A 24,417-nucleotide genomic window follows, 5' to 3' on the forward strand; every position below is an offset into this window, starting at 1 on the left:
TGATCATGTCACGGGCGTCACCACCTGCCGGTGGACGAGGACGTCGAACCATTGGCCGGGGCTACCGCCGGCGAGATACGATTCGGCCCCCGCCGCCGGGAGACCGCGCGTACGCGTGGGTCCGGTGAGCCATCGCCGGACCAGGGGCGGGGCACCGGCACGCAGGTCGAGCGTGAACTGGTCGGCGCGCACCTCCGCCATGGGCGCCTCCAGCCAGTCCGGCGCGGCCGGCGGCATGGTCACGACCTGACCGTCCGCCACCACCGCGCCGCGGTCGACGGTGAAGCCGAGTGAGCGGTACCCCGTGCCGTACCAGTCGCGGATGAACGAGCCGACGTTCGCGATCTCCAGTACGGGGTACGGCGGCTGGGTGAGCCGGAGCTGGGGGCCGTCCAGGGTGTGACCGCTCGCTGCCCAATAGGCGACCCGGCCGCCGGTGAACTGCTGTGTCCAGCGTAGGTTCTTCGCGGCGTGGGCATCGCGGTAGGCATACGGGTTCGGATCGGCGAACTGTTCGTAGAAGCCGGCGATCTGGCGCGCGTGGTGCAGGTGCAGTTCGTGCGTCCGGTCGCCGGGGGCATGAGGCACGGCGGCAACCAGCTCGTGGAGTTCGCGGGCGTGTCGCAGATAGAGGGCTTTATCGGTTACGTCCAGCCAGTACCAGCGTACGTGCTCCTGCATGTTGTCGTCTTTGGGCGTCAGCGGCCGCAGATGCGCGCGCGCCTCGTCCAGCCGTGCCGGCGCTCGCGAGGCCACATAGGACTCGACGCGCTGATAGATCAAAGGCCGGGTGCCGTACGCCTCGACGCCGGTGAACGTGACGTCGTCGTCGTCGCGGTGGGTCGCGTTCCAGGCCCGGATCCAGCGCAACACGTCAGTGACCTCGCGCGATCGCCAGGCGGTGCTCATCTGGCTGACGAGGCCGGGCAGGTCGCCCGCGCCGGTCCGCAGATAGTCGTTGATCAGCAGGCCCAGGCTCCAGTCCTCCTCCCAGGCCACCGTCCGGTAGCCCAGGTCCTCCACGAGGAGCCGGAGCACCCGGTGCTTGAGCGTGGTGATCTCCGCGGCGCCGTGCGTGGCCTCGCCGAGCCCGACGATCGCCGCGTCCCCGATCGCCGGCCGGAGGTGCCGCAGATCGGTCAGCGACGCGCGCGGGTCCACCGTGGCCAGCGGCCGGGCGTTGCGCTGCGCCCATCGCGAGACGGATTCGGCGGGCGGCGGCGCCACCCCGGCGGCCACGTCGGCGGGGGGCGGCGCCACCCCGGCAACCGCATCGGCAAGCGGCGGCGCCACCCCGGCAACCGCATCGGCAGGTGGCAACGTCACTCCGGTGACCGCGATTGTTGCTGCCAGCAGGTATTCGGTAATCATGGGCTCGACCCTGCCGAACCGGAGCCGTGCTGGCGTCGGCACAGCGGCGGCTGTTGCCGTACGCCCGCGAACGTATCCGGATCAGATGTCCGCGATCAGGACGGTCGCCCGGGCGTCGTTCCGGCAAGCCGTTCCGCGATGGCGAGATGCGGAGCAACCGCTGCTGGTGGTCGAAGGGCACGAGGTTCTCCCAGGTGGCGGCGCCGCGGAGCTTGCCGAGGAGCCGCGAATCAGTCGGGAACAATACGGAAGACCGGGAAGCCGGGTGCCGCCGCGGCGATGTCGGACTCCGGGGAGTCGGCCTTGAGGCCGTCGAAGAAGGCGCCCGTCTCCCACGCCCATTTGCGCAGGTAAAGACGGATCAGCTGGGGCTTGTCGGCGTCGGCCACCTCGACCGGGGTGAACTTCTCGGTGCGGCGGCCCAGGCGCAGTTCGCCCTCGCCGGCGGCCCGGAGGTTGCGGACCCACTGGGTGTGGCCGCGCGGGGCCAGCAGGTAGCGGCTGCCCTCGTGGGTGAAGACGTTGACCACCGTGGTGCGGACCTCGCCGGACTTGCGGCCGCGGACCGCCAGCACCCGGCTGCCGACCAGGCTGATGCCGCGGGCGGTCAGCCACTTGGCGAACTCGTTGAAGGCGTTGGTGGCGCGCTTGGGAGCCAGGTACCGCATGTGATCCTCCGATCAAAACGAGAGCACTGCTCTCTGTTAGGAACAGTGAACACACTCAACCGCCGTCCGTCAAGGGGGCTCGTTAAGGTCAGGAGATGCGCGAACTTCTGCGGCCGGTGATCGTGGCGCCGATGGCGGGTGGGCCGTCCACGCCGGAGCTGGTGAGCGGGGCGGCCGAGGCGGGAGCGGTCGGGTTCCTCGCGGCCGGCTACCTGGCGCCGGCGACGGTCGAGTCGCAGGTGCGCTCGGTCAGCGCGTCGGGTCACCCGTACGGCCTCAATGTCTTTGTGCCGGCGCCGCGCCCCGCCGATGTCCCGGCGCTGGAACGCTACCGGGAGGTGCTGCGGGCCGAGGCGGAACGGTACGAAGTGGACCTGCCCGCCCTGCGCCTCGACGACGACGATCACTTCGCCGCCAAGGTCGAGCTGGCCGTGACCTACCGGGTGCCGATGGTCAGCTTCACCTTCGGCGTGCCCGACCGGTCGGTGATCCGTGCCCTGCGTGCCGCCGGCTGCGCGACTCTGGTGACCGTGACATCGGCCGACGAGGCGCGACGGGCGCTGGCGGCCGGGCCCGACGCGCTGATCGCCCAGGCCGGCACCGCGGGCGGTCACTCGGCGACCACGAGCCCGGCACATCATCGGGGCAAGACCAGAGCAAAAGACATTCTGGCGGCCGTACGCGCGACGACGGCGCTCCCGGTGATCGTGGCGGGCGGAGTGGCTTCCGCGCCGGACGTCGGCAGCCTGCTCGCCGAGGGTGCCGCCGCGGTCCAGTGCGGCACCGCGTTCCTGCTGGCCGACGAGGCCGCGACCCGCGCACCGCACCGCGCGGCGATCACCTCGGGCGCCTACCGGGAGACCGTCGTGACGCGCGCCTTCACGGGTCAGCCGGCGCGGGCCCTGCGCAACCGGTTCACCGACGCGTACTCCGCGGTGGCGCCGGTGGGTTATCCGGCCGTGCACCACCTCACCGCACCGATCCGGGCCGCCGCCGCGCGCCGGGGTGACGCCGGCGCGCTGAACCTGTGGGCCGGCACCGGGCACGCGCACACCCGCCCCGGTCCGGTCGCCACCCTGATCGCGAATCTGCTCGCGGAGCCGCGGTAAACCCGGAGCCGAGTCGGCTTTCCGGTTGCTGCCAACGGATCCGGCGGCAATCCTGCGATGAGCCGAGATCTGACAGGCGGCGCGTCGGACCGACGACGTTGGGCGCTATTGATCTAAATATCCGCATACGTTCCGCTCTGGGCCCGGCACTCTGCCGGGCCCGCCAAGGGGGGAACATGCGACTCAGCTCAACGACGGGCCGGCTGCGCTCGGCGATCCTGGTCAGCGGGGCGGTGCTCGGCCTCGCGGTCGCCGGCATCGCGGGCCCAGCCACGGCGGCGCCCGCCGATCCGAACGCGGCCGTCGCCGACGACAAGGCACCGCCGCGCGCCGTGCAGGCCCTGGCGACGGCCGGGGGATCCGGCGTTTCGGGCACCGCCGGCACCGGCGAACTCTCGCCCGGCAAGTCACCCACCGTCACCGGCAAGGCGCCGGGCGGCCTCAACCAGACCGTGATCGGCGTCGACAGCCGGACCCGGGTGAACCCGACCACCACGTTCCCGACCAGCGCGATCGTGCAGATCATCCGCACCGAGGGCACGACCACGTGGGGCTGTACCGGCTGGCTCTACGGCGCGAGCATCATCGCGACCGCGGGACACTGCGTGCACCCGGGCGGCGGGGCGGACGGCGGCGGGGGCAACGGCTTCTACCCGCGGGCCAACTTCACGATCATCCCGGCCCGCAACGGCGGCACCAACCCGTTCGGCACGTGCACGGCGACGCAGCTGCTCTCGGTCAACGGCTGGACCGTGAGCGGCAACGAGGGCAACGACTACGGCGCGATCCGGCTCAGTTGCGCCGCCGGTAACAGCACCGGCACGTTCGGCCTGTGGTGGCAGGGCGCCTCCCTGGCCGGCACCGCCACGACCGTGTCCGGCTACCCGTGCGACAAGACGTTCGGCGAGCAGTGGCGGCACGCCGGCATGACGGTCACGAACTCCCAGGCGCAGCAGGTCTTCTACCAGAACGACACGTTCGGCTGCCAGAGCGGCAGCCCGGTCTACCAGACCCGGGCGGCCGGCAGCTCGTTCTGCGTGGGCCAGTGCGTGATGGCGATTCACGCGTACGGCCTGCACGGTTCTTCGCCGCACTCGGCGAACAACCACGGCACCCGGATCACCGAGGCGGTCTTCAACAACCTGATCACCTGGCGCGGCTGAGGTGAGCCGGTGGCCGGGCCGCTCGGAACCGGCCCGGCCACCGGCGCGTCCGATCGGAACGCTCACCCCCCAACCTTGAGGAGTACGCCGTGCGGACGCCACGCCCGATGATGATCGCCCTGCTGGCCGCCGTCCCGCTCCTGCTGGGCGCCGGCTGGATGATCGCGGCCGGCGGCGACACGCCGGTCTCCGACTCCGACCCACCCGGCCCACCGGCCGGCGGAAAGTCCGTGATCGGCACGGTGGCGGGCGTCGTGGCCCGTCCCGACGGCAGCCCGGTGCCCGGCGCGAACGTACAGGTGACATCGCTGGACAACCCCCAGGTCCCGGTACCGGAGATCGGCGTGATGACCGGAACGGACGGCCGCTACGTGTGGAGCTTGCGCGGAGGCCGCTACGAACTGAAGGTCGCGGCCGACAGCGCCACCGCCACCGGCACGACGACGGTAAAAGCCGGCCAGTCCGTCACCCTCAACCTGACACTGGGCTGACCGTAGTTCGTCACAGTGGCCATTACCGTGTAGGCGCTATGGGAGCCGTCATGGGTATAGCTATTGATCAACGCGTCGTCACAACGCTCGGCACGATGCACGGAATCCAAATCGTCACGGCACGGACTTCGGAGCCGTGGCGGTTATCCCTGGATGCCCTCGTCGTATCGGCCGGCCCGGCAGGGGGCTTCGGTGGTCTGGGTGCCGCGATGCAGGGCGCACACCCGCAGGCTCGTTGGAAATCGCTCGATCTGACCAGGGTCTCGCCCGATCATCCCTTGAGCATCGACATCCCCAGACAAAAGAAGGCGCTTGTTGTCAGCGCCAGCACACAGGACACGATCCGCGTCTTCGTGGTGAGCGTGCACGAAACGCGCGGCGTCGCCGCGATAGCAGGTGACGGGCCCGCCACCCTCGACGGCGTCCGGCGCGCCACCACGGCCGCGTTACGAGCCGCTACGGCGCATGGAGCAAAGGTCGTCGGACTGCCGCTGCTGGGATCCGGTGTCCTCGGTCTGCCGACCGGCGACGTCGCGGCGACCATCCTGACCTCGGTCGAGGCAGTGATGCGTACGGTTGCACCGGCTCACCGTCCGAATGGCATCGCCTTTGTATGCCTCAACAAGCTGGGCGCGAATGCGGTCCACCGGGCCTGGGGCCACCACGAATTGATCGAAAGAGCGCGCCGGCAGACGCTGGAAATCGGTCCGCTGAGGGCACAGGCCGCGGATGTCGGACTTACGGTCGATCAGTTGGCGGAGCTGCTCGACCGGCCGGACGAGGAGGAGTGGCAACTCTGCATCGGTGACCTGGCGCGTTTGCGGAAGATCGAGGCTGAACTGGACAGGAGTCATACCGAAAGCTCAGCCGAACCGGATTCGATCAGCCGCGCCCGGTCGGCGGCACAACGCGACCTTGTGCAGTCACTGGTGGACACAGTCATGACGCCGCGGATTCGCCTAGCGGTGACGGAGCGACAACACGACCGTGCTCGGGTCGAGGACCGCCAATCGCGTCGTGCGCAGTTCCGCCGGCCGTTACCACACACCGACACGAGCAGGCTCCGCTTGACGCCGGACAGCGAGGCGGTCGTCGGCACCAACGCTCGCCGCGAGGTCATGGACTTGATCGACGCGAGCCGGTCGCGTCGGGCCAGCGTCGGGGTGGCGGGTCCCCGCGGCTGCGGAAAGAGCACCCTGCTGAAGGATGCCTATGACCACTGGACCACGCATGGCATCCGCATTCTGGTTCCGGCGCCGACAAGCTACGCGTCTCGCGAGTTTCTGCTGCACCTTTACAGCAAGGTTTGTGCGGAGGTCCTGGAACGCGATCCCGCCGCGCGTTCGAAGGCTGACTCGCGGCCGGCCGCGACCCGGTCAATCAGCCTCGCCAGTCTCGTGGTTCTGCCGCTCACCGTCCTGGTGGCTGGGATCGGCGTCATCACAGCGGTCGCCCTAGCAGGGTGGACCGCTACCCCGACGGGCTACGCGGCGATGGGCCTCACCGTGATCGCCATCTCGTGCATCCTCCTGCTCCTCATCCGTCTCCCGGCGGATCGCCCGGAAAGGGACCAGGCGGATTCGGGGTGGAGGTGGCGGTGGACATTTCCCAGCGCGAACCGGCTACTGCTGACCACTACGACCTGTGGCGGCATGGCGCTCATTGCGCCGTTAGGCGTACTGACCGCACGTCAGCTAACCGGCGCCATTCTCTCCATTGCAGCCGTCGGCACGAGTGTGTTCGTGCCGATTCGGACGTCCGGCGCGCCTCCCCGTTCAGGCTCCATCGATCAGATGGCGCAGGCTCGCCAAGCAACCGCGACCAGGGCAATCGCTGCGGCTCAACTGACGACGTTGCTGGCCGGCGGGGTTTTGCTTTGGTTGCCCGCAAACATCGAACTTCCACCCGCCGCGATCGCGGGTGCCGTGCTCACCAGCGCCGGCTGCACTGCGTTGATCATCGGGGGACGTTGGTACAAACGCATCACACAAGCTTCTCGGACATCCGAGGCTGTCTCCCAGGACGCGCACACCAGGCGGGCGGAGTGCGACCTTGCGCGTATCCGCACCCAGACAACGGTGATGTCGGGCTGGACGAACTCGATAAAGGCAGCGGCGCCGACTTGGCTACCGTTCGGCGCCAGTGTCGGAATGAGCGGGGGTACCAGCGAGGCCGACCTGCCGCTTGGCGTCCCGGACATCGTCGAAGGCATCAGGACGTTGCTCCCCTCGCGTGGACCCGCTCTGGTAGCCATCGACGAATTGGACAAGATCGAATCGGTGGAGAAGGCCCGAGATTTTCTCAATGAGATCAAGGGCATCATGGACGCCGACCGCTGCTATTTCCTGGTGTCCATGTCCGAGGACGCTATCGGCAGCTTCGAGCGCCGTGGTCTGCCTTTCCGGGACGTCTTCGACAGCGCATTCGACGAAGTCGTACGCGCGCCACATTTACATGCAGCCGAGGGATTCCGCCTGCTCGGAAGCCGAGTTGACGATCTCCCGCTGCAGTACGGTGCGCTCGCCTTCTGCCAATCCGGCGGCCTGCCCCGCGATCTGGTGCGGGCCGTCGGCCGCATGCTGGCATTACCGTCTGCGGCCGGGCCACCATCGCTGGCTGAGGTAGCTCACCAGGTTGTGCATCGGGACCTGAGCGGCAAGGCGGAGGCGGTGGTGGCGGCGATCAAGTCGATCACTCTGGAACCGGAGGTATCGTCCGTCCTCCGCGTTCTCCGGACTCTCGACACGTGCGATACCGCGGATCGGTCACGGTGCATTCTGGCTGCCGACTGGCTGGACCACGTTGAACTGCTGACGCCACTGTTGGGCGTGGCGCAGGACGACATACCGCAACGTCGTGATCTCCAACGCCTCGCTGTCGAGCTGCTTGGATATGCCTACTACTGCCGAACCCTTCTCGAAATCTTCGTCGCGGACACTGACAGTCAGGTCGACGCGCTGACGACCGCAGTGAACGACGAGGACGGACGCACGTTGGACCGGCTTGCGCACATTCGGCAGACCTTCATGATCAACACCTCAGTCGCTTGGGAAATGCTCAGTACGCTCCGAACGGACACGAAGCTGCGGCCTTATTCGCTACCTACGCCCCTGATTGCCTGCGCCACCTCCGCGCCGTCGGCAACATCAACATAGAGCCGTTTCATCGTGACGTAGCCGGTCACAGGCAGGGCGGCGGCCCAGGTGTCGACATAGGACGAAGCTCCCGGTAAGACAGCAGTCGACCAAGATCCGATGCCCCAACCGGGAGCCTCGCTGCGCTGTCTTACCCTGCCGCGATTCCGCTGTCCACCCGAACCCTGAACCACCTCGCCGGCCTCATCCGCAAGCACCGTGTCCAGCGCCGATCCCGCTGGCGACGCCTCGACCCCGGCCGCCAGGCCCTGCTCGCCCTGGCCCACCTGCGCAACGGCGACACCTACACCCGCCTGGCCCACGGTTTCGAGATCGGCACAGCCACCGCCTGGCGCTACGTCCGCGAGGCCGTCGACCTACTCGCCGCGACCTGCGACGACCTGGACACCGCGATGACACGGATCCGCGCCCTGGCGTACGCGATCCTCCACGGCACCCTGAACCCGATCGACCGGGTCGCCGATCAGAAGCCCTACTACTACTCCGGCAAACACCGCCGCCGCGGCGCGCCCACCGAAACCCGTCAACCGCGCCCACGCCCGCGGCGAACGCGCCAAACGCCACCCTCAAACCTGGAAAGTCCTGGTCAAGCTGCGCTGCTGCCCGCGCCACCTCCGCACCGTCGGCAACATCAACATAGATGACCTCCGTCACGGGCGGCGGAAGACCAGCAGTTCGTTGGTTTCGTGTTGTGGGCCGTCGTCGAGGGTGGGCAGCGCCGCCTCGATCCGGGCGAAACCCTCCTCGACGACCTCACGACTCAGGAGTTCGAAGACCGACACGGATCGCAGCCGCAGGCGGTCGACGTCCTCGGACAGCGACGACGAGCGTTGCCAGGTGACCTCGTCGCGGGCGATGAACTGCCAGCCGGCACCGGTGAAGTCGGACCGCACCTCCACCTCGGGTCGGAACTGGGCCCGGTCGGCCTCGCGCCACTCCGGGACCACGCGGAACCACCAGGTGTCGGGCATCCGGTCGGCGAAGTTCACCTGGACGAAGACGGTGCCGCCCGGCTTGACCACCCGGCGCAGCTCTCGGGCGGCGCGGGCGGGGTCAGAGACGTGGTGCCAGACGAAGAACAGCAGGGCCGCGTCGCAGGAGGCGTCCGGGAGCGGGATCTGCTCGGCGGAGCCGGCGGCGTAGGTGACGGCGGGGTGGGCCACCGCCTGGGCCCGCATCCGGTCCGACGGTTCGATGCCGTGCACCGGGCCGCCGAACGCGCCGGCCAGCGCGGGGGTCATCCGGCCGGTGCCGGACCCCAGGTCGAGCCAGGTCAGCGGGCGGGCCGGCGGCAGGTGGCGGGCGAACGCCGTCATCCAGGTGTCGCGGGCCCCGGGTGACATCCGGCGGCCGGCGGCGTAGACGGCGTGCAGGCGTTCGTCGTAGTCGATCGTTCCCATGGTCAGCCGGGCTCCTCGAGCAGACCGAGCGCCATCAGGTCGTCGGTCGGGTCCATGACCGTGCAGGTGCCGAACGACGTGAAGATGGCCCGGGCCCGCGCGCCCCGCTCCGGTGACCAGGACCGGATCGCCGCCGCCAGGCCGGGCGCGTAATCCTCGCACAGGCGGCCGGCCACCACCGCCGGTGCGGCGCCGTCGGCCAGGTCGGCGGCGGCCAGCAGGATGTTGAGGAAGCCGTGGTGCTCGACGCCGGTCTTGCGGTTGGTGTGGCGGACCGCGCGGTGCAGGCCGGCCGTGCACTTCACCGCCACCGAGCGCTCGGCGCAGGCGTACAGGGTTTCGGCCAGTTCCTCGGGGCTGGGGAACAGCTCGGCGCGCGGGCCGCCGGTGCGCAGCTTGGCCCGGTAGCGGGTGCCGGCCAGCACGTCGAGCACGTCGTCCCTGGTCTCGGTGCGCGGCAGTTCGACCGACGCGGTGTGCAGGTCGGGGACGTCGGCCAGGGCCCGGACCGCGGTCACGGCGGCGCGCGCGTCGGCGGCCACCGGCAGTTCCACCGCGGCCAGCCGGACGCAGGGATGGGCCGCGATGCGCGCCGCGGCGGCCGGCAGTTCGCCGGGGGCGGCCAGCAGGGCCAGATCGAGCGGTTCGCCGTCGTCGACGTACGGGAAAAGCGACTCCAACCGCGCGGTCGGCACCACCAGCGGGCCCACCACGCTGCCCAGACGGCTGCGCAGCAGCCGGTGCGCGGAGATCGCCTCCGCCATCGTGACGCCGCCGGGTGGCAGCAGGGACGCGTCGTCGAAGAAGCCGCCGAAGAACAGCCCCGGAACCAGCGCCGGCGGGTGGTGCGTCACAGACTTCAACCTCCAGACGTACGGGTGATCGAGCCTTACTCACGAGGGCGTCCGGAATCTAGATCGCAAACGCGTACGTTTAACGGCATGACCTTCGATGCCCGAAACGGGACCCGCGGCGCCTGGCAACCGCGTGGATGGGTGTTGCGGCTGGCCAACCGGCTGGCCATGCGCCGGGTGCGAGCCGGCCGGACGTTCATCGCGGGGATGAACGGGCTGATCCTGACCACCGTGGGGCGCAGGACCGGGGCCGAGCGGCAGTCCCCACTGAGCTGGTTCCCCGGCCCGGACGGCAGCTGGCTGATCGTGGCCTCGGCGGGCGGCGCACCCGGAAATCCGGCGTGGTATTACAACCTCAAGGCAAACCCCGAGCGGGTACGCATCACCGTGGCCGGCGACACGATCGACGTCACCGCTGCTCAGCTGCACGGCGCCGAGCTGGCGGCGGCCTGGGAGACGATTGTCGCGGCGGCACCGAGGTTCGCCGAATACCGGGCCAGGACCGACCGGGAGATCCCGGTGATCGGGCTGAGCCGCCGATAATCGGTGCGGCGACCGGACATGATGGGATCATGACCTATCCACCCCCGATTTACCACGGCGGCGAGGGCGAGAACAGCGCCGTCCACCGGCCGGACGGCAGCGAGCCGGAGCTGGTCTATCCGAACGGCACCCGGGTGCACTACCTGTCCACCGGCGCGTCCACGGGCGGGCTGTTCGGGCTGTACCGCTGGGAGTGCGGACCGGACGTGACCGGGCCGGACCCGCATTTCCACCGGTCGCTCACCGAGTCGTTCTACATCCTGTCCGGCACCATGGAGATCTACAACGGCACGAAGTGGCTCGAGTGCACGCCGGGTGACTACGTGCACGTGCCGGCCGGCGGGGTGCACGGGTTCAAGAACCGGTCCGGCGCGCCGGCGTCCATGCTGCTGCACTTCTCGCCCGGTGCGCCCCGGGAGGGATACTTCGAGGGGCTGGCCCGGCTCGGTGCGATGACCGAGGAGGAGCGGGTGGCCTTCTATCTCGAGCACGACAACATCTGGATCGGCTGAACGCGGCGAACCCGCCGGCGGAGGTCGCCGGCGGGTTCGTCCGCGTCCGCGGTCAGTCGTCGTCGCCCTTGTCCTTGGACTTGTGGCGGTTGATCTCGCCGGTGGCCCGGTCGACGTCGATGTCGTGGCGCACCGAGCCGTTCATCACCCGGACGTCCCAGACGGCGCGGCCGTGCTCCCACTCGGCCTCGATCTTGATGATCCGGCCGCCGCCGGCCGCACTCTGCGCGATCCGGCCGGCCTGCGCGGCCGTGATCTGGCCGGTCGAAGGAGCCTTGGTGGCCGGGCTCGTGGTCGAGCCGGAGCCGGGGCCGTCGTCGTCCAGCGAGCCGTCGCCGCGCCGGCCGTTGTCGTCATCGGTGGCGTCCGGCGACGGCGAGGCGGTGAAATCGTCGTCCGTCGCGCCGGGCGACGGCGAGCCGGTGAAGTCGTCGCCGGTCGCGCCGGGCGCGGGTCCCGGGCCGCCGTCGTCGACCGTGCCGTCACCGCGCAGGCCGTTGTCGTCGTCGGTGGCGTCCGGTGACGGGCTCGCGGTGACTGCGGCGCCGGCGCTGCCCGAGTCGTCCGCGGCGGCCAGTGCGGTGCCGGCCACCCCCAGCACGAGGACGGCACCGGCCGCGGCGGCGATCAGAGTCGAACGCTTCATGAGAACCTCCTGGTCGTTGTTCTGACCACGACATTCCCGCAGGTCCGGATAGCGGCGCGCTGCATGATCGCTAAGACCGGGTTAAGGCCGCGGCGGGCCGAGGTGCAGCACCATCACCGCGCCGGACGGCTCCCCCGCCGTGATCTCCAGGCGACCGCCGCTGGCCTGCGCGGCCCGGCGGCAGATGTCCAGGCCCAGGCCGGTCGAGTCGGCACCGCTGGCGCCGCGTCGCACCAGTCCGGCCGGCACACCGGGCCCGCGGTCCGCCACCGTGAGCACCGCGCCGCCGGTCGCGCGGGCTGTCAGGCGTACGGTAAATGGGGTTTCGTCGGGGGTGTGCGCAAAGACGTTGCCGAGCAGCGCGTCGACCGCGGCCGCCAGATCCTCGGCGGGCAGGCCCACCGGCAACGGGCCCGGTGCCAGGTCGACCGTCATCTCCCGCTGGGTGTCCTCGGCCAGCGCCGCCCAGAACTCGGCCCGGTCGGCCACCACGGCGGCGGCGTCGCTGCGGCCCGCGTCGGTGGTCGCCGAGCGGGCCTGCCGGATCAGCCCGGTCACCGCCCGTTCCAGCGCGTCCGCCGCCGCGGTCAGCCGGGCACCCTCCTGCGGGTCACGCAACGACTCCGCCTCCAGCCGCAGCACGGTCAGCGGCGTGCGCAGCCGGTGCGACAGGTCGGCCACGTGCTCCCGCTCCTGGCGCAGCAGCTCCTGGATGCGGCCGGCCAGGTGGTTCAGGGCGCCGGCGACGTCGCGCAGCTCGGGCGGGCCGGCCGGTTCGGCCCGGGCGGTCAGTTCCGCGTTCGCCAGCCGGTGGGACACCGTCGAGAGGGCCGTGATCGGCCGGACCAGCGACCGGGCCAGCCGGTCGGCGACCGCGAGGCCGACCAGCGACAGCAGCACCCCGAGCCCGGCCAGCACCAGCCAGGACCGGGTCACCCCGCTGCTCGCCTCGGCCGCCGAGACCTCGGTGCGGATCACCGCGGTGCCCTCGGGCCGGCCCTGCACCGCGATCACGATCTCCCGGCCGCCACCGGCGGTCCCGGCGGTGAGGCTCGCGCCCCGGCGGGCCAGCTCGACCGCCGGGGTGGGCGGCACGTCGGTGCCGAGCACCGAGGAGTCGGCGAGATACACGGTGACCGGCCGCCGCGACTCGGCGGCCAGGCGCTCCACGGTGAGCCGCACGGCGTCGAGCGAGGCGGTGCCGACCACGGTGACGATGCCCTGCACGTCGGCGGTGGCCCGGACGGTGGCGCGGTCCTCGGCCACCTGCCGCACCAGCAGCGCGAGCGGCACCAGGAACGCGATCATCATGAGGCCGGTGGTGGCGAGCACCAACAGCGCGAGCCGGCTCCTCACCGCGGTTCCGGCTCGCCGAGCCGGACACCCACCCCGCGGACGGTGTGCAGGTAGCGCGGCTCGGTGGCGGTCTCCCCCAGTTTGCGGCGCAGCCAGGACAGGTGCACGTCGACGGTCTTGTCGGCGCCGCCGTACGGGATCTGCCACACCTCGGTGAGCAGCTCCCGCTTGGTGACCACCTGCCCGGCCCGGGCCGCCAGGTGGTGCAGCAGGTCGAACTCGCGCGGCGTCAGCTCGACCGTCGTGCCGGCCAGCCGGACCACCCGGGCCGCCGGGTCGATGCTCAGCTCGCCCACCGTGATGGTCGGGTCGGCCGGTGCCGCGCCGCCGCGCCGCAGCACGGCCCGGATCCGCGCGTCCAGCTGGGCCGCGGTGAACGGCTTGACCAGGTAGTCGTCGGCGCCCGCGTCGAGCACCCGGACGATCTCGGTCTCGTCGTCCCGGGCGGTCGCCACGATCACCGGCACCCGGCTGACCGCGCGCAGCATCCGCAGCGTCTCGCGGCCGTCCAGGTCGGGCAGGCCGAGGTCGAGCACCACCAGGTCGGGGCGGTCGGCCAGGGCGGCCTGCATGCCCTCCAGGGCGGTGCCGACCGCGGCGACCGCGTGCCCGCGCTCGCGCAGGGCGCGCAGCAGCGGGGTGCGGATGGTCACGTCATCCTCGATCAGCAACAGCCGGGCCACCGGCCCGAGCCTAGTCGCCGGCACCGCCGCGACCAGGCTCTTAACCGTCCCTTATCGTCCGCTCGGCACCGTCTTAGGGCGGGCTCGGGCATAGTTCGGCCCATGGGCTTGTGGAGAGCGTCCCGGGTGCCGGGCCGCGCCGTGCCGGCCGAGCAGACCGGCCGGGTGCGGCGCCCGGCCGTGGCCGGCGCCGGCTGGCTGGCCGCCGCCGGGCTGGCCACCCTGATCGGGCTGGGCGGCATCCGGCTGGTCGGCGACAGCCTGACCAGCACGCCGGGCGGGGTGCTGAGCCAGGAGCAGGTGGAACGGGCCCTGGCGGAGGCCACCCCTTCACCCCCGGAAACCACACCGTCGGTCGAGCCCTCGGTCGAGCCCTCGGTCGAGCCCTCGGTCGAGCCGTCGCCGGTACCGTCGCGGTTGGAGAAAACCCCGGTCCAGCGCAGCTTCACGGTCAGCGGCGGCACCGCGGTCGCCGCCTGCCAGGGCTCCACCGCGTACCTGATCAGCTGGTCACCCACCCAGGGCAACCGGGTCGACCGGGCCCGGCCGGGACCGGCGCGCGAGGTCGAGGTGCGGTTCCGGGGCGAGGACAGCGACTCGGAAATCAAGATCAGCTGTTCCGGCGGCGTCCCGGTGGCCGAACGAAAGGACGAGGACGACGATGACGACTGACGGGTAGGGTCTGGAGTCGATGACGGATGACCTGGACCGCCGCGGGGTCCGCTCGGTCGCGCGGGCGCTCGACATCCTGAGCGCGTTCAGCGCCACCCATCCGCGGTTGCACCTCTCCGAGCTGGCGGAGGCCGTCGGCCTGCCCCGGCCGACCGCCCGCCGCCTGGCGGTCACCATGATCGAAAAAGGCTTCCTGCGCCAGGACCCGGACGGCACGTACCTGCTCGGCATCCGCCTGCACGAGCTGGGCAGCCAGGTCTCCAAGAGCTCCGCCATCGCCCACCAGACCACCACGGCCGCCGACGAGCTGTCCCGGGTCACCGGCGAGACGGTGCTGGTGGCCGAGGTGGACTGGGGCAACCTGTCGCTGCACATCCTGGACAAGCGCCAGTCCCGGCACCCGGCCGCCGACACCGCACCGGTCGGCCACCGGTTCCCGCTGGCCACCGGCTGCATCGCCAAGGCGGTGCTGGCCGGGCTGCCGCCCGAGGGCGCCGCGGCCATCGTGCCGCAACTGCGGCTGCTCCCCCGCACCAACGACACCATCGTGGACCCGAAACTGCTGGCCGCCGAGGTGGCCGCCAGCCGCGCCCGGGGCTACGCGATCGCCTCCGGCGAATTCCAGCCGGGGATGGCCGGGGTGGCGGTGCCGGTGCACCTGTCCGGCCGGGTGGTGGGCGCTTTGGCCGTACTCGGCACCACGATGCGCTATCCGCGCCCCAAGCTGCACCAGACCGGCCGGCTGGTCCGCCAGGTACTGGCCGACCACCGCCCGCGTTCGTGACGCTGCGTCAGGTCACCCGTTTCACGATGCGGAACCGGACCTCGTAACGAGGGGAACGACGCGACTAACCTCCGCGCGTTGTTACTTTGCGTTTCCCCTACAGGAGGATCGCCGTGGGGCGTGCCGAATCCGGCCAGCCGTTGTCGCGCCAGGACGAGGACGAGGACGGCGGCCTCGGTCAGACCCTCCTGGTCGGCGGGCTCATCCTGGTCTTCCTCATCGCGCTGGCCGGGCTGCTGTACTTGACGTTACTGAACTGAACCCGGCCGACCACTCTCCGCTGACCGACCGACCGATCCGTCCACGGTGGAGCGCGCCGTACGATCGCCGGACCTGACGACCTCACCCGAGGGGGCGCCTTGTCCGACGAGCCGCAGCGAGTCTTCGCACCTGCCGACGAGACCGGCCCGCCGGGGCCCGCCCGGATCATCGACCTGATGGCCGGCTACATGGTGTCCAAGACCCTGTTCGCCGCCATCGAGGTCGGCCTGTTCGCCGCGGCCGACACCGCCCGCACCCCGGCCGAGCTGGGCGAACGCTGCGGCATCCCGGAGCGCAGCGCCCGCGCCATGGCCGATCTGCTGGCCGACGCGGGCGTGCTGGTCCGCGACGGAGACCGGTTCCGCAACGCACCGGACGCCGAGACCTTCCTGGCCGGGCGCACCCCGTTCGACATGCGGCCGCTGGCCCGCTACTGGGACCTGGTCAGCTATCCGGCCTGGACCCACGCGACCGAGGCGTTCCGCACCCGGCGGGGCGTGCGCCCGGAGCTCGACAAGATCCAGACAGAGGCGTACGAGGCGGCGGTCGCCCTGGTCACCGCCGAGACCGCGGCCGACCTGGCCCGGGCGTACGACTTCGGCCCGCACCGCCGCCTGCTGGACGTGGGCGGCGGCATCGGCACCTTCGTGCGGCCCATCCTGGCCGCGCACGGGCACCTCACCGCCACCCTGGTCGACCTGCCGCAGGTGGCCGCCGTGGTGCCGCCCGCCGACCGGCTCACCGCGGTGGGCGCCGACCTGTTCACCGACCCGCTGCCCGGCGGCCACGACGTTGTGCTGGTGGCCAACGTGCTGCACCTGTTCCCGCCGGAGCAGATCACCGCACTGCTGCGCCGGCTGCGCGAGGTGATCGCACCGGACGGCCGGCTGCTGCTGGTCGACTGGTGGCGCACCGAGCGGGTGCCGCACCCGTCGGCCCGGTTCGGCGCCGGCGAGTTCCTGATGATCGGCGGCGGCGACCTCTACCAGGTCGACGAGGTGGCCGGCTGGCTGGCCGAGACCGGCTGGCGCTACACGGGAGTGCAGCCGCTGCCCGCACCGTCCGGCGTCATCCTGGCTCAACCGTGATCGCGGCCGCCGGGCACATCGCCTCCGCGTTGCGCACCACCACGAGCCGGTCGTCCGGCGGGGACGGGTCGAGCAGCACCACGATGCCGTCCTCGTCGCGCTGGTCGAAGACGTCCGGTGCGGTCATCACGCACTGCCCGGCGCCGCAGCAGCGGTCCTCGTCGACGGTGATCTTCACAACCGCGCCCCCTTGATCGTCAGGAGCGCCTCGATCGCGTCGATGAGCAGGCGGCCGGTGCGGGGCCAGGTGTCGGCCGATGGGGCGTTGCCGTCGGCCAGGTCCTGCTCGCGGTCGGCACAGGTGTGCACGATCAGGTGGCGGACCATGCCGGTGCGCACCGTGACGCACTCGCCGGGCATCGGCCGGGCCAGCGCCAGGATGCCGTCCATGGCGCGGCGCATCACCGGGGACGCGGTCGCCTCGGCGACGACGACGGTGCGCAGCCCGGGGTCGATCACCACCTGGGCTGCGAACCGCGCGTACCAGCTCGGCACGCCCAGGCCCTCGAGGTGGTTGGTGACCGGCAGCACCAGGCAGGCGATGTGCGCGCGCAGGTCACCGGAGCCGGCCACCCGGCGCAGCATCTGCTCGCGCATCCGGTCCATCGGGCCGACGTGCTCACGGACGATCGCGGCGACCAGGTCGGCCTTCGTCCCGATGTGGTAGCCGACCGCGGAGTTGCTGCCCTGTCCGGCCGCCTCGGCGATCTGCCGTGCCGACACCGCGTGCACGCCGCGCTCGGCGAACAGCCGTTCGGCGGTGCGCAGCAGCAGCCGCCGGGTGGCCACCGCGTCGGCCCGCCGGCTGCCGGCGTCGACCGGCGAGACGCCGGGGCCCCGCCACAACTCTCCGCTCACCATCGGACCGGAAGCCCTTCGAGCCCGCCCACGATGAGGCCCTCCTTGCGGCGCAGGCCGTCCGGCGGCACCGCGAGCCGCAGGCCGGGCAGCCGGTCGAGCAGCACGGTGAGCACGGTCTGCAGCTCCACCCGGGCCAGCGACTGGCCCAGGCAGGCGTGCGGCCCGGCGCCGAACGCGAGGTGCGGGTTGGGCGAGCGGTCGAGCACCATCTCGGCCGCGTCGGCGAACACCCGGTCGTCCCGGTTGGCGGCACCCAGGCAGGTGACCACCGTGCTGCCGGCCGCGATGGTCTCGTCGCCCACCCGGACCTCCTCGGTGAGGTAACGCGGCAGGCCGAAGCCGAAGTTGGCGTCGAAGCGCAGCGACTCGTCGACCGCGGTGGGCACCAGCGTGCGGTCGGCCACCAGCCGCTCCCAGCGTGCCGGGTCGGCCAGCAGCATGCCCATCATCTTGCCGATCATGTTGGCCGTGGTCTCGTGCCCGGCGACCAGCAGGCCCTGGGCGGTGGCCACCAGTTCCTCCCCGGACAGCCGGCCGTCCTCGCTGTCCACGATGACGGCGAGCTCGCTGATCAGGTCGTCGCCCGGATCGGCCCGCTTGGCCAGCACGTGCGCCACCATGAACTCGCCGAACTCCTGGGCGGCCTTGTCGATCTCGGCCTGCTGGTAGCGGCTGAGGTTGAGCATGGCGTCCGACCAGTGCGAGAACTGCTCGCGGTGCCCGGCCGGCACGCCCAGCAGCTCGCAGATCACGAAGACCGGCAGCGGGAAGCCGAGCGCCGCGGCGAGGTCGGCCGGTGCGCCGCCGGCCACCATGTCGTCGATCAGGTCGTTGGCGAGCTGCTCGATGCGCGGCCGCAGCGCGTTGACCCGCTTGGCGGTGAACGAGCGGCTCATCATCCGGCGCCAGCGGGCGTGCCCCTCGCCGCTGGTCATCGACGCGCTCACGGTCTCCTCGTTGAACACGCCGCCGGTCTCGGAGTCGGCGATGCGGGCCGCGTCCGGTGTGGTCAGGTTGCGGGTGAAACGTGGATCGGCCAGCATGCCGCGGACGTCGGCGTACCGGGTCAGCAGCAGCACCTCGTCGCCGCTGGCCATCCGGACCCGGGAGACCGGGCATTCGCCGCGCAGCCGCGCCCACTCGGCCGGCGGTTCGAGGGGCTCGGGTTGCGGGAACGGGTAGTTCTGAACGTCGGTCATGAACAACTCCTCCACTCACATCCGTCGATCTCTACTTAAGTCGAGTGACTGAGATCGACTCAACCGGCGAGTGTGCCGAGTTTCACGGCAGCGCCCCCTGGTGCGCGAGCGGATCTAGTTAGGTTAGCCTCACCTCATGACCAGGGACGTTGCGCTGACCGGCGCCGATCTGACGCTCGCCTACGACGGCCGCACCGTCGTGCAGGCAGCCGGGCTCGAGCTGACCGCCGGCACCGTGGTCGCACTGATCGGGCCGAACGGGTCCGGCAAGTCGACCCTGCTGCGGGCGCTGGCCCGGCTGCACGCACCGCTGTCCGGCACCGTGACGCTCGGAGCCGAGGACGCGTACCTGTTGCGCCCCAAGGACTTCGCCCGCCGGGTCACCCTGCTCACCCAGTCCCGGCCGACGCCCGGCGGGGTCCGGGTGCGCGACGTGGTGGCGTACGGCCGGCACCCGTACCGCGGCCGGTTCGGCGCCGGCGACCCGGACGGCCCGGAGGCGGTGGAGCGCGGCATGCGGCTCACCGGCGTGACCGCGATGGCCGACCGCCCGGTCGACGAACTGTCCGGCGGCGAGCTCCAGCGGGTCTGGCTGGCCACCTGCCTGGCCCAGGACACCGGCGTGGTGCTGCTGGACGAGCCCACCACCTTCCTCGACCTGCGCTACCAGGTGGAGATCCTGGACATCGTCCGCGACCTGGCCGACGAGCACAGCGTCGCGGTCGGCATCGTGCTGCACGACCTGGACCAGGCCGCCGCGGTGGCCGACCGGATCGTGCTGCTGCACCGGGGCGACGTGATGGCCGCCGGCCGGCCCGCCGACGTGCTCACCGCCGAGCGGCTCACCGAGATCTACGGACTGCGCATCGACGTCGCCCTCGGCGACGACGGCCACGTGCGCACCAGGCCCGTCGGCCGGCACACCACCCGGCCCGTCACCACCTGAAACAGATAATTCCGAAGGGAACCCCCCGATGATGATTTCCCGCCGGGCCGTCGCCGCCACCGCGGCGGCCGCGCTCACCGCCGCGCTGCTGGCGGCCTGCGGCACCACCGAGGAACCGACCACCGCGGGCGGCGCCTCGTCCGCACCGCCGGCCGGGCCGGTGACGCTCACCGACGAGCGCGGCACCGTCAACCTGGACCGGCCGGCCACCAACATCGTCGCGCTCGAGTGGGGCCTGGCCGAGAATCTGGTGGCGCTGGGCGTCAAGCCGATCGGCCTGGCCGATGTGAAGGGCTACAACACGTACGACACCATCGCGGCGATCGACCCGTCCACCCCGGACGTCGGCACCCGCGGCGAGCCCAGCCTGGACGCCATCGTGGCGCTCAAGCCCGACCTGGTGGTGACCACCACCGACCTGCCGGAGAACGTGATCAAGCAGATCACCGCCCAGGTGCCGGTGCTGACCCTGCGCGGCTCGGACGGCACCGACCCGATCGGCTACATGCGCAAGACCGTCACCACACTGGCCCAGGCCACCGGCAAGCAGGCCGAGGGGCAGAAGGCGCTGGCCGACTTCGACGCCAAGGTGGCCGCCGCCAAGGACAAGCTGGCCCAGGCCGGCAAGGCCGGTGCGCCGTTCACGATGGCCGACGGCTGGCTCGACTCCGGCACGGTCTCGCTGCGGATGTACACCCCCGGCTCGTTCTTCGGCGGCGTCGCCAAGGAGGTCGGGCTGCAGAACCAGTGGACCGGCGCCGGCGACAAGGACTACGGCCTGGCACAGACCGACGTCGAGGGCCTCACCAAGATCACAAACAAGGACAACACATTCGTGTACGTGTCCAACGACGCCGACGGTGGCGCGGCCTTCGTCAAGGCGCTGACCGGCAACGCCGTGTTCAAGCAGCTGCCGTTCGTCCAGGGCCAGAAGGTCAAGCGCATCCCGGACGGCATCTGGATGTTCGGTGGCCCGCCGTCCGCAGCCGCCTACCTCGACGCGCTCGTCACCGCGCTGACCACCTGATCGGCAGCACAGCATGACCGCCTGCACCGAGCGGCACCCAGCCGCACCTGCGGACGGCCTCGCAGGCGAGGGCCAGAAGGGCATGCCTAAGGAGGGCCCAACATGACCAGCAGCACGACCGCACCGCCCGCCGCGCTCCCGGTGACCGGCGGCACCACCCGCCGGACCTCCGGCATCGTCGCCGCGTTCACCCTAGCGGTCGTGCTGCTGATCGTCCTGGCCGCGATCCACCTGCTCCAGGGCACCGCCCGGCTGACCGCCGCGGAGCTGCTGGGCGCCGTCCTGCCCTGGGCGGAGGACACCGGCGACCGCGGCGAGGCGGTGGCCGTGCTGCTGGCCAGCCGGGTGCCCCGGCTGCTGGCCGCGCTGCTGGTCGGCCTCGCCGTCGGGGTGGCCGGCGCGGTGCTCCAGTCGATCGCCCGCAACCCGATCGCCTCGCCGGACACCCTCGCGGTCAACGCCGGCGCGTACGTCTCGGTGGTCGCGGTGGCGGCCTTCGGGGTGGCCCTGCCGTTCGCGCTCAACGGACTGGTCGCGTTCGTCGGCGGCCTGGCGGCGTCCGGTCTGGTGCTGCTGGTGGCCCGCGGCGGCGCCGCCGGGCCGACCCGGCTGGTGCTGGCCGGCTCGGCGGTGGCGCTGGCCCTGCACGCGCTCACCACCGTGCTGCTGATGCTGTCCGCGCAGAACACCGCGGGCCTGTTCGCCTGGGGCGCCGGCACCACCGTCCAGTCCGGGGCCCGGCAGGTCACCATGGCCGCGCCGCTGGTGCTGGCCGGCCTGCTCGGCACGCTGCTGCTGGCGCACCGGCTGGACGTGCTGGGCCTGGGCGACGACCCGGCCCGGGTGCTGGGCGTCGACGTGCGCCGCACCCGGGTGATCTCGGTGGGCCTGGCGGTGCTGCTGGCCGCCACCGCGGTCACCGTGGCCGGCCCGATCGGCTTCGTCGGCCTGTGCGCACCGGTGATCGCCCGGCTGGTCGCCCGCAAGGTGGCCGGCCTGTCCGGGCACGCGCTGCTGCTGCCGTTCGCCGGCCTGGCCGGCGCGCTCATCGTGGTCTTCGCGGACGTGCTGCTGCGCGCCGTGCTGCCGGCCGAGCGGGCCATCTCGGTGCCGACCGGCATCATCACCTCGCTGGCCGGCGCGACCGTGCTGGTCTGGCTGGCCCGCGGGCTGCGCGCCGGCCCGGCCGCGGCACCGGCCCGGGGCGCGCACGGCACGGTCCGCACCCGCCGCTGGGTGACCGCGATCGGGGTGGTGCTCGGCGCCGGGCTGACCGCCGCGGTCGTGGCCGCGCTGCTGCTCGGCGACCGCCTGGTGCTGCTCGGCGACGTCGCCAACTGGTGGGCCGGGGTGGCCGGCCGGGAGGTCTCGTTCGTCCTCGACCTGCGCTGGCCCCGGGTGCTGGCCGCACTGCTCGGCGGGGCCGCGCTGGCCCTGGCCGGCGCGGTGGTGCAGGCGGTCTGCCGCAACCCGCTGGCCGAACCGAGCCTGCTCGGCGTCACCCCCGGCGCCAGTGTCGGCGCGGTCGCCGTGGTCATGCTCGTGCCCGGCATCGGCGCGTGGCCGGTGATGGCCGCCAGCACCATCGCGGCGCTGGCGACGTTCGCACTGGTCTATTGGCTGGCGGCCGGCCGCGGCCCGGCATCCGACCGGATCGTGCTGGTCGGCATCGGCGTGAGCGCCGGCGCCGCCTCGATCACCACCCTGATCATCGTGATCCTCTCGCCGTGGAACCTGTCCACGGCGCTGACCTGGCTGGCCGGCTCCACCTACGGCCGCAACCTGGGCCAGATCGTGCCGGTCGCGCTGGTGCTGGCGCTGGCCCTGCCGGTGGCGCTGATCGGTGCCCGGACGCTGGACCTGGTGGCCCTGGACGAGGACGTGCCGAGGGTGCTGGGCGTCCCGCTGAGCCGGGCCCGCCTGGGCTTCCTCACCATGGCCGCGGTGCTGACCGCCGCGGCGGCCGTAGCGGTGGGCGCGCTCGCCTTCGTCGGCCTGGTCGCACCGCACGCGGCCCGCGCCCTGGTGGGCGGCAGGCACAGCCGGGCCATCCCGGTGGCGGTGGCCCTGGGCGCCCTGCTGGTCAGCGTCGCCGACACGGTGGGCCGCACGGTGATAGCCCCGAGCCAGCTCGCGGCCGGCCTGGTGACGGCCCTGATCGGCGCGCCCTATTTCGTGTGGCTGCTCTGGAAGAGCCGCGCTGCCTGACCCGCTGCCGCAGCGACGCCGATCAGGCGGACGACGGTTCGTCGCGACATGCGGTTGGGCGTCATCCCGGGTCCGGTGCGGACGACTCCGCGCCGACCTCCGCGACGTCCCACACGACGCAGTGCACCCCTGGCCGTTCCACCGCGCCCTGATCCAGCATGGCCTGGTGGTAGCGGCGGGCGTTCTGCTCGTCGGCGAAGACCTGCATCATGTGCCCGTCCAGCGTCCACGTGCCGTGCCGGAAGCCGGGCGTGCCCACCTTGCTCGACGCCATCAACGGGACCTGAGCGCGCAACTCGTCGATGACCGACGGGTCGATCCGCCACACACCGATCACGGCCCACATGCCGAGCCCTCCTCAGGTCAGCCCTGGGCGTACCGGTCCAGGGTGGAAGCCCACATCCGGGAAATCAGCCGGCCGACGGGGCCGCGATGCAACACGGACAGCATCACCTTTTGCGAGCGGGCGTTCGTGCTGGTCCACTCGGCGTGGACCCGGCTGCCTCCGTTGCCGGCCGGGGCGATCCGGGCGAAGCCCTCGCCACCTCCGCCGTAGCTGCTGTCGAGGACGGTCCAGCGGATCACCGCGGGCTCCGACCAGTCGTAGCGGGCGACCACCCAGAACGGCGATCCGGGTGTGCTCTCCCGGGCCACCGCCCAGGTGTCGCCCTGCTCGCGCAATTCGTACGTCTTCGGATCCAGCGTACGGTTCCAGATCTGCGGCCGCCGGTCGGTGAAATCGGTCAACGCCCGGAGCACCTGCTCGGGTGAGGCCTTCGTAACGAGGTCGAACCGCATGACGTCATTTTCTCAACCGGAGTCCCTCCGGTGAACCGTTCGTGCGGCCGGTTCCGATGAGGGGGTGTGACCGTGCCGGGTGAGATACCTACCGATGCCGACCTCTTGCGTGCTGTCGCGTCGGGTGACCGGGCTGCGTTCGAGTTGTTCTATCGGCGTTACGTGACCTGGTTGACGGTGCGGATGCGATATCGCTGTGCGGACGAGAGCCTCGTCGACGACGTGGTGCAGGAGACGTTCCTGGCGGTGTGGCGGGGCAAGGCGCGGTACGCCGAACGTTCCGGTGGCGACGTCACCGGCTGGTTGTGGCGGATCGGGTCCCGCCGGCTGATCGACTCGCTGCGGGGGCAGACCGCCCGGGAGCGCCTGTCCCGGCTGCTGCGGAAGCGGACGGGCCGAGACGAGCCGTCGGCGGAGGAGCAGGTGCTGCTCGGTGTCGAACACGGAGACCTCGCCGGGGCGCTCGGCCGGCTCTCGCCGGAACTGCGCGCCGTCGTACAGGCAACAGTTTTGGACGGATTGAGCACCAGCGAGGCGGCGGTTCTGCTCGGCATCCCAGCCGGCACGGTCAAGACCAGGGCGATGCGCGCGCGGCGACAACTGCGTGGGGAGCTGGCGTGAA

Annotated in this window: 26 protein-coding genes and 1 pseudogene; 15 read left to right on the forward strand and 12 right to left on the reverse strand. The window is 71.7% G+C overall.

The window, feature by feature from the left end:
* Positions 1-3: 3 nt before the first annotated feature.
* Positions 4-1,371 (reverse strand): erythromycin esterase family protein, encoded by a 1,368-nt coding sequence (locus tag Ari01nite_RS39740; protein ID WP_203788393.1) that lies wholly within the window; start codon positions 1,369-1,371, stop codon positions 4-6.
* 230 nt (positions 1,372-1,601) lie between these two features.
* A complete protein-coding gene (locus Ari01nite_RS39745) occupies positions 1,602-2,039 on the reverse strand; it encodes a nitroreductase family deazaflavin-dependent oxidoreductase (protein ID WP_203788395.1) in 438 nt (145 codons plus the stop codon).
* Positions 2,040-2,134: 95 nt separating this feature from the next.
* Between Ari01nite_RS39745 and Ari01nite_RS39750 the strand changes: the two genes are divergently transcribed.
* The 5 genes and pseudogenes from Ari01nite_RS39750 to Ari01nite_RS39770 form a co-directional block, all read left to right on the forward strand.
* Positions 2,135-3,148, forward strand: a complete 1,014-nt coding sequence (locus tag Ari01nite_RS39750; protein ID WP_203788397.1) for a nitronate monooxygenase — start codon at positions 2,135-2,137, stop codon at positions 3,146-3,148.
* A gap of 176 nt (positions 3,149-3,324) precedes the next feature.
* Positions 3,325-4,311 carry a trypsin-like serine peptidase gene (locus Ari01nite_RS39755; RefSeq protein ID WP_203788399.1) on the forward strand — a complete coding sequence of 329 codons (987 nt, stop codon included), beginning with the start codon at positions 3,325-3,327 and terminating at the stop codon, positions 4,309-4,311.
* Positions 4,312-4,400: 89 nt separating this feature from the next.
* Positions 4,401-4,802: a carboxypeptidase-like regulatory domain-containing protein gene (locus Ari01nite_RS39760; protein ID WP_203788401.1), complete on the forward strand. Its 402-nt coding sequence runs from the start codon at positions 4,401-4,403 to the stop codon at positions 4,800-4,802.
* Positions 4,803-4,852: 50 nt separating this feature from the next.
* Positions 4,853-7,957: a hypothetical protein gene (locus tag Ari01nite_RS39765; RefSeq protein ID WP_203788403.1), complete on the forward strand. Its 3,105-nt coding sequence runs from the start codon at positions 4,853-4,855 to the stop codon at positions 7,955-7,957.
* Between the two features lie 125 nt (positions 7,958-8,082).
* Positions 8,083-8,463 (forward strand): annotated as a pseudogene (locus Ari01nite_RS39770) (helix-turn-helix domain-containing protein); the annotation flags it as partial.
* 144 nt (positions 8,464-8,607) lie between these two features.
* On the opposite strand, the gene Ari01nite_RS39775 reads toward Ari01nite_RS39770, so the two are convergent.
* Both Ari01nite_RS39775 and Ari01nite_RS39780 read right to left on the reverse strand, forming a co-directional pair.
* Entirely contained in the window at positions 8,608-9,357 is a 750-nt protein-coding gene (locus tag Ari01nite_RS39775; protein ID WP_203788405.1) for a class I SAM-dependent methyltransferase, read from the reverse strand.
* 2 nt (positions 9,358-9,359) lie between these two features.
* The gene (locus tag Ari01nite_RS39780) at positions 9,360-10,211 is read right to left on the reverse strand and encodes a hypothetical protein (RefSeq protein ID WP_203788408.1); all 852 of its coding nucleotides are present in this window, start codon (positions 10,209-10,211) and stop codon (positions 9,360-9,362) included.
* 87 nt (positions 10,212-10,298) lie between these two features.
* Between Ari01nite_RS39780 and Ari01nite_RS39785 the strand changes: the two genes are divergently transcribed.
* Together Ari01nite_RS39785 and Ari01nite_RS39790 are read left to right on the forward strand one after the other, a co-directional pair.
* Positions 10,299-10,754, forward strand: a complete 456-nt coding sequence (locus Ari01nite_RS39785) for a nitroreductase/quinone reductase family protein (RefSeq protein ID WP_239163414.1) — start codon at positions 10,299-10,301, stop codon at positions 10,752-10,754.
* A 29-nt stretch (positions 10,755-10,783) separates the two neighbouring features.
* Positions 10,784-11,266 carry a cupin domain-containing protein gene (locus tag Ari01nite_RS39790; protein WP_203788410.1) on the forward strand — a complete coding sequence of 161 codons (483 nt, stop codon included), beginning with the start codon at positions 10,784-10,786 and terminating at the stop codon, positions 11,264-11,266.
* 52 nt (positions 11,267-11,318) lie between these two features.
* Here the strand turns inward: Ari01nite_RS39790 and Ari01nite_RS39795 are convergent, their stop codons facing one another.
* The 3 genes from Ari01nite_RS39795 to Ari01nite_RS39805 all read right to left on the reverse strand — a co-directional run bounded on the left by Ari01nite_RS39795 (position 11,319) and on the right by Ari01nite_RS39805 (position 13,951).
* On the reverse strand, positions 11,319-11,912 hold the full coding sequence (locus Ari01nite_RS39795; protein ID WP_203788412.1) for a PepSY domain-containing protein: 594 nt from the start codon (positions 11,910-11,912) through the stop codon (positions 11,319-11,321).
* An 81-nt stretch (positions 11,913-11,993) separates the two neighbouring features.
* Positions 11,994-13,268: a HAMP domain-containing sensor histidine kinase gene (locus tag Ari01nite_RS39800; protein ID WP_203788414.1), complete on the reverse strand. Its 1,275-nt coding sequence runs from the start codon at positions 13,266-13,268 to the stop codon at positions 11,994-11,996.
* Positions 13,265-13,951 carry a response regulator transcription factor gene (locus tag Ari01nite_RS39805; RefSeq protein ID WP_203788416.1) on the reverse strand — a complete coding sequence of 229 codons (687 nt, stop codon included), beginning with the start codon at positions 13,949-13,951 and terminating at the stop codon, positions 13,265-13,267. The genes Ari01nite_RS39800 and Ari01nite_RS39805 overlap by 4 nt, the downstream gene beginning before the upstream one ends.
* A 102-nt stretch (positions 13,952-14,053) precedes the next feature.
* Here Ari01nite_RS39805 and Ari01nite_RS39810 point away from each other — a divergent pair, with 102 nt between their 5' ends.
* The 4 genes from Ari01nite_RS39810 to Ari01nite_RS39825 all read left to right on the forward strand — a co-directional run bounded on the left by Ari01nite_RS39810 (position 14,054) and on the right by Ari01nite_RS39825 (position 16,756).
* Positions 14,054-14,623, forward strand: a complete 570-nt coding sequence (locus tag Ari01nite_RS39810) for a septum formation initiator (protein ID WP_239163415.1) — start codon at positions 14,054-14,056, stop codon at positions 14,621-14,623.
* A 19-nt stretch (positions 14,624-14,642) separates the two neighbouring features.
* Entirely contained in the window at positions 14,643-15,407 is a 765-nt protein-coding gene (locus Ari01nite_RS39815) for an IclR family transcriptional regulator (protein ID WP_203788419.1), read from the forward strand.
* 113 nt (positions 15,408-15,520) lie between these two features.
* On the forward strand, positions 15,521-15,667 hold the full coding sequence (locus Ari01nite_RS39820; RefSeq protein WP_203788421.1) for a hypothetical protein: 147 nt from the start codon (positions 15,521-15,523) through the stop codon (positions 15,665-15,667).
* A gap of 99 nt (positions 15,668-15,766) precedes the next feature.
* Positions 15,767-16,756, forward strand: a complete 990-nt coding sequence (locus tag Ari01nite_RS39825; protein WP_203788423.1) for a methyltransferase — start codon at positions 15,767-15,769, stop codon at positions 16,754-16,756.
* Here Ari01nite_RS39825 and Ari01nite_RS39830 read toward each other — a convergent pair.
* The 3 genes from Ari01nite_RS39830 to Ari01nite_RS39840 are packed head-to-tail and all read right to left on the reverse strand — an operon-like array spanning position 16,737 to position 18,816.
* Positions 16,737-16,934 (reverse strand): ferredoxin, encoded by a 198-nt coding sequence (locus Ari01nite_RS39830; protein WP_203788425.1) that lies wholly within the window; start codon positions 16,932-16,934, stop codon positions 16,737-16,739. The two genes, Ari01nite_RS39825 and Ari01nite_RS39830, sit on opposite strands and share 20 nt — an antisense overlap.
* A complete protein-coding gene (locus Ari01nite_RS39835) occupies positions 16,931-17,614 on the reverse strand; it encodes a TetR/AcrR family transcriptional regulator (RefSeq protein ID WP_203788427.1) in 684 nt (227 codons plus the stop codon). The genes Ari01nite_RS39830 and Ari01nite_RS39835 overlap by 4 nt, the downstream gene beginning before the upstream one ends.
* Positions 17,611-18,816 carry a cytochrome P450 gene (locus tag Ari01nite_RS39840; RefSeq protein ID WP_203788429.1) on the reverse strand — a complete coding sequence of 402 codons (1,206 nt, stop codon included), beginning with the start codon at positions 18,814-18,816 and terminating at the stop codon, positions 17,611-17,613. Before Ari01nite_RS39840 ends, Ari01nite_RS39835 begins: the two co-directional genes overlap by 4 nt.
* Before the next feature lie 136 nt (positions 18,817-18,952).
* Here Ari01nite_RS39840 and Ari01nite_RS39845 point away from each other — a divergent pair, with 136 nt between their 5' ends.
* The 3 genes from Ari01nite_RS39845 to Ari01nite_RS39855 all read left to right on the forward strand — a co-directional run bounded on the left by Ari01nite_RS39845 (position 18,953) and on the right by Ari01nite_RS39855 (position 22,997).
* Positions 18,953-19,762, forward strand: coding sequence for an ABC transporter ATP-binding protein (locus tag Ari01nite_RS39845; RefSeq protein WP_203788431.1), 810 nt, complete (start codon positions 18,953-18,955; stop codon positions 19,760-19,762).
* Positions 19,763-19,790: 28 nt separating this feature from the next.
* Positions 19,791-20,789, forward strand: coding sequence for an ABC transporter substrate-binding protein (locus Ari01nite_RS39850; RefSeq protein ID WP_203788433.1), 999 nt, complete (start codon positions 19,791-19,793; stop codon positions 20,787-20,789).
* Between the two features lie 102 nt (positions 20,790-20,891).
* Positions 20,892-22,997, forward strand: a complete 2,106-nt coding sequence (locus Ari01nite_RS39855) for an iron ABC transporter permease (protein WP_203788435.1) — start codon at positions 20,892-20,894, stop codon at positions 22,995-22,997.
* 61 nt (positions 22,998-23,058) lie between these two features.
* Here the strand turns inward: Ari01nite_RS39855 and Ari01nite_RS39860 are convergent, their stop codons facing one another.
* Together Ari01nite_RS39860 and Ari01nite_RS39865 are read right to left on the reverse strand one after the other, a co-directional pair.
* Positions 23,059-23,343, reverse strand: a complete 285-nt coding sequence (locus Ari01nite_RS39860; protein WP_203788437.1) for a hypothetical protein — start codon at positions 23,341-23,343, stop codon at positions 23,059-23,061.
* A 17-nt stretch (positions 23,344-23,360) separates the two neighbouring features.
* Positions 23,361-23,795 carry an SRPBCC family protein gene (locus Ari01nite_RS39865; RefSeq protein ID WP_203788439.1) on the reverse strand — a complete coding sequence of 145 codons (435 nt, stop codon included), beginning with the start codon at positions 23,793-23,795 and terminating at the stop codon, positions 23,361-23,363.
* Between the two features lie 66 nt (positions 23,796-23,861).
* Here Ari01nite_RS39865 and Ari01nite_RS39870 point away from each other — a divergent pair, with 66 nt between their 5' ends.
* Positions 23,862-24,416, forward strand: coding sequence for an RNA polymerase sigma factor (locus Ari01nite_RS39870; protein WP_239163416.1), 555 nt, complete (start codon positions 23,862-23,864; stop codon positions 24,414-24,416).
* Position 24,417: the final 1 nt, after the last annotated feature.

The sequence above is a fragment of the Paractinoplanes rishiriensis genome, from assembly GCF_016862375.1.
In the GTDB taxonomy this organism is placed as follows: domain Bacteria; phylum Actinomycetota; class Actinomycetes; order Mycobacteriales; family Micromonosporaceae; genus Actinoplanes; species Actinoplanes rishiriensis.